The organism is Erythrobacter sp. NAP1 (assembly GCF_000152865.1).
Lineage (GTDB): Bacteria > Pseudomonadota > Alphaproteobacteria > Sphingomonadales > Sphingomonadaceae > Erythrobacter.
The window spans coordinates 67,502-82,142 of the sequence record NZ_CH672390.1 but is presented as its reverse complement, the minus strand read 5'-3'; the positions used below and the strand labels follow the sequence as shown (position 1 = coordinate 82,142).

12 protein-coding genes and 1 other RNA gene are annotated in these 14,641 nt (G+C 61.7%); 6 read left to right on the top strand and 7 right to left on the bottom strand.

The window, feature by feature from the left end:
• Positions 1 to 124: 124 nt before the first annotated feature.
• Positions 125 to 3,646, top strand: a complete 3,522-nt coding sequence (locus NAP1_RS00380) for an autotransporter domain-containing protein (protein WP_007163213.1) — start codon at positions 125 to 127, stop codon at positions 3,644 to 3,646.
• Positions 3,647 to 3,723: 77 nt separating this feature from the next.
• Here NAP1_RS00380 and NAP1_RS00375 read toward each other — a convergent pair whose 3' ends face one another.
• The 5 genes from NAP1_RS00375 to NAP1_RS00360 all read right to left on the bottom strand — a co-directional run bounded on the left by NAP1_RS00375 (position 3,724) and on the right by NAP1_RS00360 (position 6,917).
• Positions 3,724 to 4,509 carry a hypothetical protein gene (locus NAP1_RS00375; protein ID WP_007163212.1) on the bottom strand — a complete coding sequence of 262 codons (786 nt, stop codon included), beginning with the start codon at positions 4,507 to 4,509 and terminating at the stop codon, positions 3,724 to 3,726.
• Positions 4,510 to 4,586: 77 nt separating this feature from the next.
• Positions 4,587 to 5,005, bottom strand: an RNA gene (gene rnpB, locus NAP1_RS16160) — RNase P RNA component class A.
• A 42-nt stretch (positions 5,006 to 5,047) separates the two neighbouring features.
• Positions 5,048 to 5,767, bottom strand: coding sequence for an N-acetylmuramoyl-L-alanine amidase (locus NAP1_RS00370; RefSeq protein WP_040464568.1), 720 nt, complete (start codon positions 5,765 to 5,767; stop codon positions 5,048 to 5,050).
• Positions 5,768 to 5,808: 41 nt separating this feature from the next.
• Complete coding sequence (locus NAP1_RS00365) at positions 5,809 to 6,462, bottom strand: histidine phosphotransferase family protein (RefSeq protein WP_007163210.1); 654 nt, start codon at positions 6,460 to 6,462, stop codon at positions 5,809 to 5,811.
• Positions 6,463 to 6,473: 11 nt separating this feature from the next.
• On the bottom strand, positions 6,474 to 6,917 hold the full coding sequence (locus tag NAP1_RS00360; protein WP_241761152.1) for a M67 family metallopeptidase: 444 nt from the start codon (positions 6,915 to 6,917) through the stop codon (positions 6,474 to 6,476).
• Between NAP1_RS00360 and NAP1_RS00355 the strand changes: the two genes are divergently transcribed.
• Together NAP1_RS00355 and rpoH are read left to right on the top strand one after the other, a co-directional pair.
• Positions 6,898 to 7,851: an RluA family pseudouridine synthase gene (locus tag NAP1_RS00355; RefSeq protein WP_007163208.1), complete on the top strand. Its 954-nt coding sequence runs from the start codon at positions 6,898 to 6,900 to the stop codon at positions 7,849 to 7,851. The genes NAP1_RS00360 and NAP1_RS00355 overlap by 20 nt on opposite strands.
• Before the next feature lie 132 nt (positions 7,852 to 7,983).
• On the top strand, positions 7,984 to 8,880 hold the full coding sequence (gene rpoH / locus NAP1_RS00350; RefSeq protein ID WP_007163207.1) for an RNA polymerase sigma factor RpoH: 897 nt from the start codon (positions 7,984 to 7,986) through the stop codon (positions 8,878 to 8,880).
• A 3-nt stretch (positions 8,881 to 8,883) separates the two neighbouring features.
• On the opposite strand, the gene NAP1_RS00345 is transcribed toward rpoH, so the two are convergent.
• On the bottom strand, positions 8,884 to 9,510 hold the full coding sequence (locus NAP1_RS00345; protein ID WP_007163206.1) for a hypothetical protein: 627 nt from the start codon (positions 9,508 to 9,510) through the stop codon (positions 8,884 to 8,886).
• Between the two features lie 10 nt (positions 9,511 to 9,520).
• Positions 9,521 to 10,267, bottom strand: coding sequence for a helix-turn-helix transcriptional regulator (locus tag NAP1_RS00340; RefSeq protein ID WP_156777158.1), 747 nt, complete (start codon positions 10,265 to 10,267; stop codon positions 9,521 to 9,523).
• A gap of 174 nt (positions 10,268 to 10,441) precedes the next feature.
• Between NAP1_RS00340 and NAP1_RS00335 the strand changes: the two genes are divergently transcribed.
• From NAP1_RS00335 to NAP1_RS00325, 3 genes are read left to right on the top strand one after another with little or no spacing between them, the layout of a single operon-like run.
• Entirely contained in the window at positions 10,442 to 12,709 is a 2,268-nt protein-coding gene (locus tag NAP1_RS00335) for a marine proteobacterial sortase target protein (protein ID WP_241761151.1), read from the top strand.
• Between the two features lie 56 nt (positions 12,710 to 12,765).
• A complete protein-coding gene (locus NAP1_RS00330; protein WP_083776319.1) occupies positions 12,766 to 13,332 on the top strand; it encodes a class GN sortase in 567 nt (188 codons plus the stop codon).
• Positions 13,333 to 13,390: 58 nt separating this feature from the next.
• Complete coding sequence (locus tag NAP1_RS00325) at positions 13,391 to 14,629, top strand: aspartate aminotransferase family protein (RefSeq protein ID WP_007163202.1); 1,239 nt, start codon at positions 13,391 to 13,393, stop codon at positions 14,627 to 14,629.
• Positions 14,630 to 14,641 lie beyond the last annotated feature (12 nt).

Genomic DNA, 14,641 nt, shown 5'->3' with positions numbered 1-14,641 from the left:
ATGCAAGTCATTGATGCTGTGTAATTTAGTTTCATTTTATTTGCGAACAGGGCTTCAGAATCACTTAACAAAAGGCTAGCCTTCGCTCTCGGGGTAGATTCTTACCAAGAATGAGGGGCTAATCATGACAAACCGTGCATTTCTTTCCGGCGTTGGACTCGCAGCGCTTGCCGGAGCGCTTACTGCTGCACCGGCGCATGCGTCAGGCGGCAATGGGGGCGAGTTCTCGCTCGAGAACGAAGAGTTGGGCGAAGCTTCCGACTACCGCCTTCCGCTCGGCGTAGCGAGCGCGGCGACACCGCGTTCTGCCGCTCCAGCGATCAGCACGTCGACCGCAGTAGACAGCTTTGCAGGCTTCCGTCTGACGCCGCGCAGCTCGCTCGATCTCACCTTTGATCCGAACGTGCTGCTCGATGCCACCGTTTCGGGCGGTGCACTGGACAACGTAAACCAAGATATTTTCGTTCGCGACGATGTTGGCCTCGACGCATCATTTGACGCAGCCGATACGCAACCCTCGGTCGTGCAAATGTTCATTGGCCGCAACTCGGATGGCGCGGTTTTCCTAAACTGCACGGGCAGCCTCATCAACCCGCGCACGATCCTGACGGCCGCGCACTGCGTGAACTTCTTCCCGTCAGAGATTTACGGCACGGCGGAAAGCGGATCGCCGTTTGCTATCCTTATCGGCACTGGGCCCGATACCGAACCGCGGGTTGCCAATTTCTCCGCCGGAGCGAGCTATTCCGAGGGCGGCCTTGCTACCAGCACGGACGTGGTCATCCACCCTTCGGCAAACCAGGAAAACGGCGCGCTGCCATTCCCGTCAGCTGACATCGCCCTGATCGCGGTCGACGAGCCGATCACCGACATCCCGGCGCTGCCGATCCTTCTCACGCCTCTTACAGAGCTGACCCATGTTGTCGTGACCGGCTATGGCTCGTTCGGTACCGCTCTTGGCGGCAGCGGACAGGGCAGCGACTTCCTGCGCCGCGTTGGCGAAAACATGCTTGGTGCGCTCGGCTCGTTTGCGAACTTCGACGATGTCGTTTTCTCTGCATTCGCACCGACCGCTGAGAGCGGGAACCTCACCCAGCCATACTACTTCATCGATTTCGACTGGCCCGATCGTGACGAAGCGGGTTTCCCCGGCTGCCAATTCAACGGGTTCGGTCCCGAATGTCAGTTTGTCGGTGACGTCCTGTCGCTCGACTGGTTCGATGGCGATGCGCTTCCGCGCGAAGTCACGACTGCACCCGGCGACAGTGGTTCGCCGCTAATCGCTGACGTCGCCTACGATTTCCCGGTGGCAATCGGCGTCCTGAGCGGCGGTGTGAGCTTCTTCGATCTGAGCGGTTTCGGCCTGCCACAGACATATGGCGACATCAGCTTCTACAACCCGATCTATCCGTTCTTCCAGTTCATCAGCGAGAACACAGCCTACAAGTACGTCTCTGCCAAGCGCGGAAACGGCAACTGGTCGGATCCCGACCACTGGACGCAGGATCTCGATCCCGGCTTCTTTATCGACGACGGCACTGGCACTCTCGTCAACGGCCTGCCGGAAGGTGAAGAGAACGGCATCTTCGAAGTCGGCAACTCGATCGGCACGATTCTGGGCGTCGACATTTCGGAATTCCCCGAAATCGTCTCGCCGTTTGGTCCGCAGCCGGGTGATGAGAACTTCGGCAACAACTTGCCCGAAAGCTCTGTCCTGCTTGGCCCGGGTTCGACCGGCTTTGTGCCCAACAACACCGACGGCACGCCAGGCATCGCTTTTGCCAACCCGGCGCAGTATTTCGAAGTCCACTTGAACCAGCGCGGCCGCACCACGGTCGACATGGATGTGGAAATCGACAAGCTCGTGATCGACAACGAGCGCGCGACTTTCCGTCTCGGCTCGGGCTTCGACTTCACCTCGCTGATCGGCGTCGAGCAGTTCAGCGGCACGTCGGAAATCAACGGCACGCTCAACACGCCGCTTTACACGTTGGCTGGCGGGCAATTGACGGGTCGTGATGGTGTCATCAACACCAACGCCCTGATCAACGTCGCCGGCCTTCTGAGCGCAGGCGGTGATCGCCGGGTCAGCACGCTGACCATCAATGGCGATTACGTGCAGACCAGCGGCGCTGGCCTTTACGCCAACTTCCAGGGCGGATCGCGCAACCGTATCTCGAATGACTTTTACGACATTTCGGGCATCGCGGTTCTCGATGGCGTTCTGCTTCTCGAAGCACGTGGTCGCCGTGTTCGTAACGGATCGGAATTCTCGATCCTGTCGGCTGCTGAGATCGACGGCGATTTCGCGGAAACGATCTTCCTGTCGAACTCGCCGATCTTGACCGCGTCGAGCCGTGTCGAAGGCAATGATGTCATCGTCTCGATCGGCGCCCGCTCGATCCGTGACCTGTTCAGCAACAATCGCAGCCTTCGTAACCTCGGCGGCGCGCTCGACACGATCCGTGCCACGCGCTTCAACGAGTTTGCCGACATGTTCGCGATCGTCGACAACGCCACCTTCGAAACGCTTGGGGCAACGCTTGGCGCTCTGACCCCGGTCAGCGCGTTCAGCCAGACCTTCACCGCGAATAGCTTCTCGCAGCGCTTCACGGGCCAGATCGCACAGCGTACGCTCGCTCTGCGTGGCGGTTCGATGGCAGCGGGCGGCTTCACCGCTGCTGGCAACGCTGCATACGCAATCAACGGCACCACGCCTGCCGAAACGGGTAAGCTGGGTGTCTTTGGCAGCGCATCGGGCGTTTATCTCAACAATGGCCAGCAAGGCGGCCTGCTTGGCAACGGACTGGGTGCGTTCGGCAGCCAGGGCGTCGCCAGCACGCAGCTTGGTGCGAGCGCGCTCGAACAGACCGCTCTGACCCAGGCCGGTGAGATGACCGTTGGTGTCGACATGGCTCTGTCCGAAGGGTTCAGCTTCGGTGTGGCAGTCTCGAACATCCAGTCGAGCCGTCAGACCGTGAACCCGCTCCAGCCGGAAGCAGACCGCAGCCAGTCGGTCGCAATCTACGCGACCTATTCGGATGGCGGCCTGTTCGCAGACGGCTATGCCGGTACGGCGGATCAGCGCTTCGGTGCTGAGCGTGCAAGCGGCGGCGACTTTGCGACCTATTTCGCGAATGCCGTTGGCCAGTCCGATGCGCGTCAGACCTTCGGCGGTATGCGCCTGGGCTACGCCTTCGACATCGCGAAGGGTCTCGAAGTGGGACCGGTGGCGAGCCTCGACTACGTTCGCAGCTCGATCGGCGGCTTTGACGAAATCGGCGCTGGCGGCTTCGGCCTCTCGGTCGCGGATCGCACCTTCACTTCGCTTGGCGCGAAGGCCGGTGCGATGGCTTCGTTCGACATCGCTGTCAGCGAGACCAGCACGATCCGCGCCTTCGGTTCGGTCGCCTATGCAAGCGAGATGGCAGACAATGCCGACGTCGTCACGGCGCACTTCTTCGGTGCATCCGACACGCCGTTCAGCATCGCCAACGAGCTCGACACCCAGTGGATGAGCGTGAATGCCGGTGCAGAAATGCAGGTCGGCACGAACCTCAACGCGCAGATCTCGTTCACGAGCGATATGGGCCGCGGCCTGCTCTCGAACGATCAAGGCCGCGTGTCGCTGATCTGGAAGTTCTAAGGCTTCAACCGACCTAAGCGGTCACGCGAAATGGCCGGGTCTTGCGAGAAGCAAGGCCCGGCCTTTTGCTTTGTGCGTCAGAGGCCGAGCCAATGTTTGCGGTTGTTGGCCTGAGAGAGCCCGACCGCCATCGCAAGCGTCACCAATACACCGCTGAACATACAGGCATATGCAATCGACGATGCTTCCTGCCCACCGCGAAAGAAGATCGCGAGAAGCGCCCAGCAGAAGACCAGCGCGTACCACGGGTTCCCGCGCGAACGCACCACGGCAAGGCTGGCGATCACGCCGCCCATGGCAACCATCGCGGCGGCGGCAAGCGGGTACTCAAAGCCTCCGCCTACGCCGTGATAAACAAGGCTGGCGGAGATATTGACGATGCTCGCCGCCGTAAGCCAAGCGGCAAGAGCGCTGAGTACAAGAGCCGAGAACCAGCGCTCGCCGGTGGTCAGCCAGGCCTGAGTGCTAAGCGTACGGAGGCAAGCCAGCAGCCCGGCCAGCGACGCCAGGATGATCACCGCCGATATCGCCGTTAGGTTCGCGAACTGGGTGTAGATCGCCCATACCCCTTGCGCCGCGAGGGCGATCGCTGCCGGCCACGCAATCTGGTTGAGCAGCCTGTTGGTGCGCTGACGCGGAAGCGCCTGCCAGATCGCGAAAACTGCCGAACCAAGGAACAGCGGCCCCCATATCGCGAACGCCCAGCCCGACGGCGTGATCAGGGTGCGTACGCTGTCGGACCGATCACCTATCGGATCACCTAACCCAAGCTGCGGCAGGAAGGTTGCGCCAATCTGGACGAAGACTGCGACAAGCACGGCAAGGCGCTGAGTTGTCGGGCGAAGCACGGTCGGTTCTTTCATAGAAGACCAATGGCCGGGCGGCTCGCAGGTTCCGATCATCGCGCGCGAAATCGGACATCACATAAGCTTCGTCAGGTGCATCAGGGAGCGTCATAAGCCGGGTTCTGTCTCCGCGACCGGTATCTTTCGACCAGCGCCGCGGCGGCAACCATTCATCTGGGCCGCATGTTGCCACGCGGCTCAAGCAGCCAACCCGGGCCTCTCGGAGCGAAGCGCTCCTGCCCTGACCGTATCTGGTCGGGCGCGAGGCCCCTATTTGGCCTTGCTCCGGGTGGGGTTTGCCATGCGGAGCCTGTTGCCAGACCCCCGGTGCGCTCTTGCCGCACCCTTTCACCCTTGCCTGTGAGGTTCGACCTCCATCGGCGGTATACTCTCTGTGGCACTTTCCCTGAGCTCAGCCCGAAAGCCTCACCCGGCGGGCGTTACCCGCCACCCTTGCTTCGTGGAGCCCGGACTTTCCTCGCGGTCGAAACCACGCGGTTGCCTCGGCTCCCTGATGCGCGGGTCCTCATATACCAAGGCAATGCTGTAGGGAAGCTTAGCGCGCAGCGCCGCGGTCACGTTCAAGCAGATGGTGCCACAGGATTGCGCCGAGCTGTGCGTCGGGCTTGCCCTCGATGCGCTCAGGGCGCCAACGGCGCTCAAACGCCTCGATGGCCTTGCGACCCTCGGTAATGTCGTAACCGAACCGTTCCAACGCCAGGATAAAGGCGCCCGCATTGTGGAACGGGTCCGCGCGCTCGATCTTGGCCGGCGTTGGCAGGCAGAGGCCATATTCGGCAAGGCGGTCCCACGGGAACAGTTCGCCGGGGTCGATCTTGCGAATGGGCGCGACGTCGGAATGCCCGACAACATTCGCGCGCGGAATGTCGTATTGTTTCACAATCCGCGCGACGAGCGGGACAAGAGCCTCGAATTGCGCTTCGGAAAAGCCGCGATAGCCGCCGTTCTCTTCGGTATGTCCGGGATGGTCGAGCTCGATCCCGATGCTCGCCGAATTTACGTCCTTGATCCCGCGCCAGTAGCTTGCACCTGCGTGCCAAGCGCGCTTTTCTTCCGAGACGAGCTGGATAACCTCGCCCTCTTCGGTGATGAGATAGTGTGCGCTTACCCCGGCTTCAGGATCGGTAAGCTTTTCAAGCGCAGTCTCAACCGGCTTCATCTCGGTGTAGTGAAGCACCAGCATGTTGATCGGCAGCGAACGCTCACCGAAATTGGGCGATGGCACGACTCTGTGAACGAGTTCGCTCACTTCCATATCGCGCCACGCGGCGCCCCCCTGCTCGCCTGCGCCTGAAGTCACCCGATCATGCCCTCCGGCTCGGGGAGAACCGCCCCGAGCACAAGCGCATCGTCAGAGACCGCATATTGCAAGCCTCCGCCCATCTCGCCTGCGACCAGCGCGATCATGTGTGCAGCGGCGGTGCGGCTGGAGATATCGCTGTCGGCTAGCTCGCCTTGCAGCGCCTGTCCGATGGTTTCGTCAAAGGCGATCCTTTGACCGGCTGCACGCGCGACGATCTCGATGTTTCCTTCGCGCTTTTCTGCGCCGATATCGAGCGTCCCGCCGCGCACGAGCGCATCGAGCGCAATCTGTGCAAGATTGAGCATCACCTTGACGGCGGGCTTGGGCAGAGTGCTGTCGGCAAGCGCCCAGTTCACCTCGACCCGCTTTGCGTCAGCTGCAAGCGCGCCAATCACTTCCTGCGCTTCCTCGACCGGCACGTTTTCGCCAAACCCGCCCGCTGCGCCAAATGCGAGGCGGAAGAACTTGAGCTTGTCGGTGCTGATCTTGGCGCTTTGTTCGAGCAATTCGATGCAGCGTTCGCGCATTTCTGCGTCGGTTTCGTCGGCAAGGAGTTCAAGCCCGTTCGAAAGGGCTCCGACGGGCGAAAGCATGTCATGGCAAAGCCGCGAGCAAAGAAGCGCGGCCAAATCGGTTTGAGAAGTCATGGGCAGGCGTTCTAGCCGTCGATCAGGTCCATGGAAAGCCTTGTGAAACCGCCTTTCCCAGACCGGAAAAACCGAATGTCGCTCGCATCGCTCTCTCCGGCGCAAATCGCCCAGATCGAGCCGTCACCCGCCGCCATCTCGACGTCGGTGGCCGATGGCTCGGCAGGGCCGGACGGGTGCGAGTGAAAATAGCCCAGAACAGCCGGTCCGCCATCTCTCGCCTGGCGGTGTGCGTCGATGAGAGCCTGGGGGTCGATCTCGAAGTGAGTTTGAGGAGATGGATGGACATTCGTAGCTTCGCACAGTGTCGTGACCCTCGACGCCGGGCCGAGCAATATCCCACATGCCTCATGCGGATGGGCGAGGCGGGCCGCACGGCGCATGGCTTCGAGAGCCTCTCTTGTCACTTCGACGACCATCGCGCATGGCCATACCATGGCCGCTGAGGAAATCATTACGGGTTCGATTCAGGTCCCCGCCCGCCTGGACAAGGCGCTCGCCGATGCGACAGAGCTTTCGCGCGCACGGGTTCAGGCTCTCATTGCTGAAGGAGCGGTGGAGATCGCCGGCAAGGCCGTCACCAGCGCCTCGGTAAAGGTCACTGAAAATACCCCATTTCGTATTACCGTCCCAGCTGTTGTCGAGGCCGAGGCGCAGGCACAGGACATTGCACTGGATGTGGCATTCGAGGACGAGGACCTGATTGTCGTCAACAAGCCTGCCGGAATGGTGGTCCACCCTGCTGCCGGGAATCCGGACGGAACGCTCGTCAATGCGCTGCTTCACCATTGCCGAGGCCAGCTTTCCGGCATTGGAGGCGTTGCACGTCCTGGCATCGTCCACCGGATCGACAAGGACACCTCAGGCCTGCTGGTTGTCGCCAAGTCCGACGCGGCGCACGAAGGGCTCGCGGCCCAGTTTGCCGAGCACAGCGTTCATCGCCGCTATCTCGCGGTGTGCGGCGGTCATCCTTCCCCGGCCGAGGGCACCATCAATGAACGCCTCGGACGCTCTGACGCCAACAGAAAGAAAATGGCGGTCCTGCCAAAGAATTCCTCACGCGGAAAACACGCCATTACGCATTATAAGGTTCTCAAGCCGATTGGCGCTGCTGCGCTGATCGAATGTCGCCTCGAAACGGGCCGGACACATCAGGTTCGCGTTCACTGTGCATCAATCGGTCATGCGCTATTAGGAGACCCTATCTACGGCAGAACACCCAAGGTTCTGAAGCCTCTGCTATCACAGCTTAAATTCGCGCGTCAGGCGCTTCATGCGGCAGAATTAGGCTTCATTCACCCGATTCTCGGGAGCGAACTGCGTTTTAGCGCGGATTTACCCGCCGATATGCAGGAACTAATCGACGAACTTGGTTGTTCTAATCGATGAAAAGCTCACCCATTTGCGAAGAAAGCGCGTATATATGGTGGGCCTGCCAAACAGGTAACCTCGTGGCCCAATGAAACGGATGCCCATCAGGGGTCCGTCGAGAGAGGCCGACACAGAAAGGTTGGAAGAAACGTGAGCAAAGCAACTGTACCGGCGCTCAGTGGAGAGCAGAGCCTCAACCGCTACCTGTCGGAAATCAAGAAATACCCAGTGCTTACCGCCGAGCAGGAATACATGCTCGCCAAGCGCTATGCCGAACACGAAGACCCCGAAGCCGCTTCGCAGTTGGTTTCGAGCCACCTGCGTCTCGTCGCGAAGATCGCGATGGGTTATCGCGGGTATGGCCTGCCGGTCAGCGACCTCATTTCCGAAGGGAATGTGGGCCTGATGCAGGGCGTCAAGAAGTTCGAACCCGATCGCGGCTTCCGCCTCGCGACTTACGCGATGTGGTGGATCAAGGCGTCGATCCAGGAATATATTCTGCGTTCGTGGAGCCTCGTGAAGATGGGGACCACTGCCGCGCAGAAGAAGCTGTTCTTCAACCTTCGCCGGATGAAGAAGCAGCTCGAAGCCTACGAAGACTCCGACCTGCACCCCGATGACGTGACCAAGATCGCGACCGATCTGGGCGTGCCGGAGCAGGAAGTCGTCAACATGAACCGCCGGATGATGATGGGTGGCGACGGCTCGCTCAACACGCCGATGCGCAATGGCGAAGATGGCTCGGGCGAATGGCAGGATTGGCTGACCGACGATCGTCCGCTTCAGGACGAAACCGTCGCAGACGCTGAAGAAGCCGAAGTGCGTCACGAAATGCTGGTCGAGGCGATGGACAGCCTTAACGAGCGTGAGCAGCACATCCTCACCGAACGTCGCCTGACGGAAAAGCCGCAGACGCTCGAAGAACTGTCACAGGTCTACGACGTATCGCGCGAACGCATCCGCCAGATCGAAGTGCGCGCATTCGAAAAGCTGCAGAAGGCCATGCAACGGATCGCTGGCGAGCGTCTGCTGCCGGGCGTTGCGTAAACCCTAGGTTGGCAAACGCTCGATCAGAGCATCAAACACCGAAACATCGAAGCGCCGGGGGGCATCCTCCGGCGCTTTTCTTTTCAGTTCAGCCAGTAGCGCGTCCTGGTCAGGAAAAGCGAACTCGACCTTCTCGGGCAAAGCTTGAGAGAGGGCTTCAAACCAATCCATCAAGTGCGGCTGCAGGGCAAGGTGCATGTCGAAATTGCGGCGTGACCGAGTGGCATCGCCTTCCTTCTGCGCGCGGGCGATGTCTGGTGCGATATGCTTCACATAATATTGGTCGCCGAAACCGATCCTGCGGTCTGAGATTGCCTTGCGCACCATCGGGATAGACGCGTTGAAGACGTCCATGGACTTGAAGCCCGCACGCGCCATGCACCAATCGAAGTGGATCTTGAGCGGCTCTGTGTCGCAAATCGCAAAGCCGTGCTCGCGTTCTTTGGTCAGTGCGGCCTGAAACCGGCGGATGTTGTGCCGAAGCCAAAAGGCCGCATGCACCTCGACTGGATCGCTCTTGCCGGGCACGACACCTTGGTCCGGGAACTCAGGCACGTGATGCGCTTCGCCGAAGTGGCGGGCGAACGTGGTCTTGCCAGCAGCGCTGATCCCTTCAAGGACGATAATCATGGGGCAAGCGCTAGCGGCGCATTCGGCAAAAATCACCCTCAAGCGCGCTGTCGAGGATCGAGCGACAATGAGAACAGCGCTCCTCTCCCTCCCGCATCAGACCAAAGACAGGCTCCTCGACCTGCCCAATCGGTACGAATGCGACCGGGCACGAGACCGGCACCAATTGCGACCCCTGCCCCACCTGCAGGGTCGTGAGCAGTCCGAACATGCGCGCCTCGCGCGTGGCGCGGCCGAGCATGATCATGCGGTACTGCCCCTCCTCGGAGGTCATCAGATACGTATGACCCGAAAGGTGCGGCATCGAGACGAAACCCGCCTGCTCAAATGTTGCATCGACCCGGTCACTCTCGGCGAAGACGAGGTGCCCTTTGGCGGAGCTCCACCGGATTTCAGTACGGTAGGCGTAGACCGCACCGTCTTCACCGAAGCTCGCGCGCAATGTGAGGTATTCGCCCTCGATCCAGCGCACGGCTGGGCGAGCGTAGCTGCCCATTTCTGCCGGGGCGAGCGAGGGCTCTATGGAATGGTGTGTGGCCTGTTCGCGAAGACTGGCCCCAAGTGCCTCCTCAAGTCGCACCACGGTCGCAAGCGTAAACCGCCGTCTTCCGGACAATGCTTTCTCAAGCGTCGAGACTGATAGCCGCGCATTTTCTGCGAGCCGGGCGCGCGACAATCGCTGACGCGCGATCTCCTCGCGCAGACGGACCGCCACTTCCCCGCTGTCGAAATCGCTCATCGCCGTTGCAAACCCCATCGTTTCCTCCTTCATCTTGCCGCTCACCCGCACATATCCGGACAAATCCGCACAAAACCGCCTCTATCCTCCATCCCGTCCGCCCCCGCGGCGGAAACCGGCCAATCTTGGCCGTGGCATAGCGGCTCAGTTCATCGCTAGTGGAATACATAACAGCGATGAACGGAGGCTTACATGCGACGAATTACATTGTCACTAGACCGCGACGCACTTGTCGTCATGCTCATTCTCGGCATCACGGCTTTGCTCGCGATCGCGAGTTCGACGCTGTCGGCGCGGCCGGGACACGGCACCGTTGCGGGCGCAGCCCTCGACGCAGCAGGCGACGCCGTGCGCATGGGCGGCACTACGGAACAACGCCCGTCACCGCGCCTGGCTACAACTTCCGAGGGAGGGCTGATCCTCCGCCCCGTCTCTTCAGGAGCGGTCGCCACCGATGTCCCTGCCACGCGGCTCGGCACCGACATCGTTGCGAATGTTTCGGGCCAGACCGCGCGCGTGACAGTCACGCAAGCCTTCCGCAACACGTCGGAGCAGTGGATGGAGGCAACCTATCTATACCCGCTACCCGACGATGGCGCGGTCGACACGCTCAAGATGGTGGTCGGCGACCGCATCTTCGACGGCAAGATCAAGCCGCGCGAGGAAGCGCGCGAGATCTACGAAGAAGCCAAGGCAAACGGCCAGAAAGCTGGCCTCGTTGAACAACACCGCCCCAACGTGTTCCGTAATTCAATCGCGAATGTAGGCCCCGGTGAGACAGTGCTGGTGCAGATCGAGTTCCAGGCTCCCATCGCGCAGGTCGCGGGCGACTATTCGCTGCGCATGCCGCTGGTGGTGGGGCCGCGCTACATCGCGGGTTCGGCCAATGCAAACGGCACTCTCAGCCGCGCCTCCCTGCTTGCTGGCTCGGCTGACCTGATCGCGCCCACCGCCGACCCGAATATGGTCGCGCGCGCTGGAGGCGGGCTCAATCCGGTGAGCATCACGGTCAATCTCGACCCCGGCTTTGCGCCCGAGGCGATTTCCAGCCCCTATCACGCGGTGAGTGTGCGCGGTTCCGGCTCGACACGCACCGTGACGCTCGCAGACGGAGCCGTGCCCGCCAACCGCGATTTCGAGCTCCGCTGGAGCGCATCGGGAGACGCGCCGATGCTCGGCCTCTTCAAACAGCGCCATGGCGAACTCGAGTATGTCATGGCGACGATCACCCCGCCCGCGCTGGAACGGGTTGGCGAGGCTCCCCCGCGCGAGATGATCTTCGTGATCGACAATTCGGGCTCGATGGCAGGTGAAAGCATGCCCGCCGCGCGCCGCAGCTTGCTCTACGCGCTCGAAACGCTGCGGCCACAGGACAGGTTCAACGTCATCCGCTTCGACGACACGATGACCGAGCTCTTTGCGAGCGCAGTCCAGGCAAGCGACAGCAACATCGCGGCGGCAAAGACCTTCACTCACAATCTCATGGCCAATGGCGGCACGGAAATGCTGCCCGCCTTGCGCGCCGCGCTGCGCGATCGTGCCCCGGATGAGCGCGTGCGGCAGGTGATCTTTCTCACCGACGGCGCGCTCTCGAACGAGGCGGACATGATGGAGGAGATCAATCGCAATCGAAAGGACAGCCGGGTCTTCATGGTCGGCATCGGCTCGGCTCCCAACACCTACCTCATGCGCCGCATGGCAGAAGCCGGGCGCGGAACCTTCACGCATGTCGGCATGGGCGAAGAGGCAGAAGACCAGATGCAGCGCCTTCTCGATCGGCTCTCGCTTCCCGTCGCGACCGGCCTCACCGCGAATGTCGAGGGTGGCAATATCGACTTCGCGCCGCGCGATTTGCCCGACCTTTACGCAGGCGAGCCCCTGGTTTTGCTGGGCCGTACTCGCCATCTCGAAGGAACGCTGACGGTGAGCGGCATGATCGAAGGCGTGCGCTGGACGCGCAGCATCGACCTCAAGGATGCGAGCGACAGCGATGTCGTAGCCAAGCTCTGGGCCTCGCGACGGATCGCCGAGGTGGAGGCTGAACGCTGGTCGGGCGAGACTTCGCACGAACGGGCCGACACTTCGATCGAGGAGCTCGGCATGGCCTTCCACCTCGTCACCAGCCGCACCAGCCTTGTCGCGGTCGACGACACGCCTAGCCGCCCGGACGGCGCATCGCTCACCCGCGAGGAACTGCCGCTGCTGCTGCCAGCTGGCTGGGATTTCGATCACTTGTTCGGCGGACGCGTGGCGAATGCTGCTGATTGGCAAAGGTTGGCCGATGCGATGGGCGAAGAAGAACGCCAGCGCCTCGAACTTCCGAACACCTCGACCGGGTACCTCCTCACCCTTGCCCTTGGCCTCCTGCTCTTCCTGGCAGGTTCGCTTGGCGGCCTGTGGTGGCGGGAGCGGCTGGCTGACGGCCTCGCCTCGCGAAGCCTCCGGCAGGCGGCGGTCTGATGCTGGCCGTTCCCGCAATCCGGCAACAAGGGCGCGCGCAGAGGAAAGGAGATTTGATGCGCGCCCTTCCCTTTTTGGTCGTCGCGGCGCTGCTTGTGAGCGGCGCCGCGCTCGTGGCGAAGGCGCTCTACATTCCGGTCAAGGCAGAGGTCGCTCAGGTCCTTCTGGAGCGGGCGTTTGAGCGAGGCGTGGCAAGCGGCGCGCCGGTCAAGCCATGGAGCTGGGCCGATACCGCGCCGGTTGCCCGCGTCAGCGTGCCGCGCCTCGGCGCAAGCGAGATTGTGTTGTCGGGTGGGTCGGGTGAGGCCATGGCGTTCGGGCCGACCGCGCTACTCGACGATGCGGCGCGCGGGATAACCGTGCTCGCCGCTCACCGCGATACGCATTTCGAATTCGTCGCCGATGTGGAGGCGGGTGATCTCGTTCGCTTTGAACGCATCGACGGGGGCGCCGTCACCTATCGCATCACTCATCTCGAAACGGTGCGCTGGGACGAATTTGCCTACCCGACGCACGCCGACAATGGCATTCTCGCCCTGACAACCTGCTGGCCGTTCGGCACGCATACGCCCGGCCCGCTTCGCCGGGTGGCCTGGGCCGAGGAGGTTGATCTTCGCGTTTGAACTCGCTTGCCGCTTGTGACACTCACATAGGCGAGAGACGCTTTGAGGGAGAGAGCGAATGGCAATGCCGAAAGCCGGCAGAAGCTGGGAGGACGTGCGCGAGGAGATGATCGCTCGCGGCGCAGGCGATGCAAAATGGCGTGACGGCAAGACCGCCGTCTATGTCTTCAATGCAGGCCCTGAAATCGGTGAGGTCCAGCACGAAGCCTACACGCTTTTCATGTCCGAGAACGGGCTCGGCCCGCTCGCCTTCCCATCGCTCGCCCAGATGGAGCGCGAGGTGGTTGAGATGGCGCTTTCGGTCCTCCACGGCCCCGAAGGCGCAACCGGAGCGATCACCTCAGGAGGAACCGACAGCATCACGATGGCGATGAAGGCCGCGCGTGATTACGCCCGTGCGGAGAAGGGGCTTAGCGGACCGGCGAACATCGTGCTCCCCCAATCCGCGCATCCCGCTTTCGATAAGGCCGCGCACCTCATGGACATCGAAGTGCGGCGCGTGCCGCTCAAGGTCGATGGCAGCTACGAAGCAGACCCTGCAGCGATGGGCGAAGCCTGCGACCAATCCACGATCATGATGGTCGGCTCTGCTCCCAATTTCCCTCACGGCATCATCGACCCGATCGAGGCGCTGGGACAGGTGGCCGAGGCCAAGGGCGTTTGGCTCCACACCGATGCCTGTGTCGGCGGATATTTCGCCCCGTTCGCGCGCATGAATGGCGTGCCTGTCCCGCCGTTCGATTTCGAAGTCACAGGCGTCCATTCGATGAGCGCGGACCTTCACAAATATGGCTACGCCGCGAAAGGTGCCTCGACCGTGCTGTTTCGCAGCAAAGCGCTGTTCGAGCACATGCCGTTCGACACCAAGAACTGGAATGGGGCGCCTATGAAGACACCCACCCTCGCCGGAACACGGCCCGGCGGCGCTATTTCTGCGGCTTGGGCGGTCATGAATGTGCTGGGGATCGAGGGCTATCGCGAGAAGCAGGGGCTGGTCTGCGAAACCCGCGAACGGGCTGAAAAAGGGCTGGCGCAGCTTCGCTTTGAAGTGCTTGGCAAACCGATGCTTGGGTTGATCGCTTTCCGTCACCCAGAACACGATAGCTTCGCGCTTTATTCCGAGATGTATCGCAAGGGCTGGTTCACCTCGATCACTATCGATCCGCCAAGTCTGCACCTCATGCTCTCGCCCAAACATGCCGAGGTGATCGACCAGTATCTCGATGATCTGCGCGAAGCATGCGAAACTGTTGAGGCAGGCAAGGAAGGCGCGAAGGTCGAAGCTCGCTACAATTAGTAGCCAAGCGGC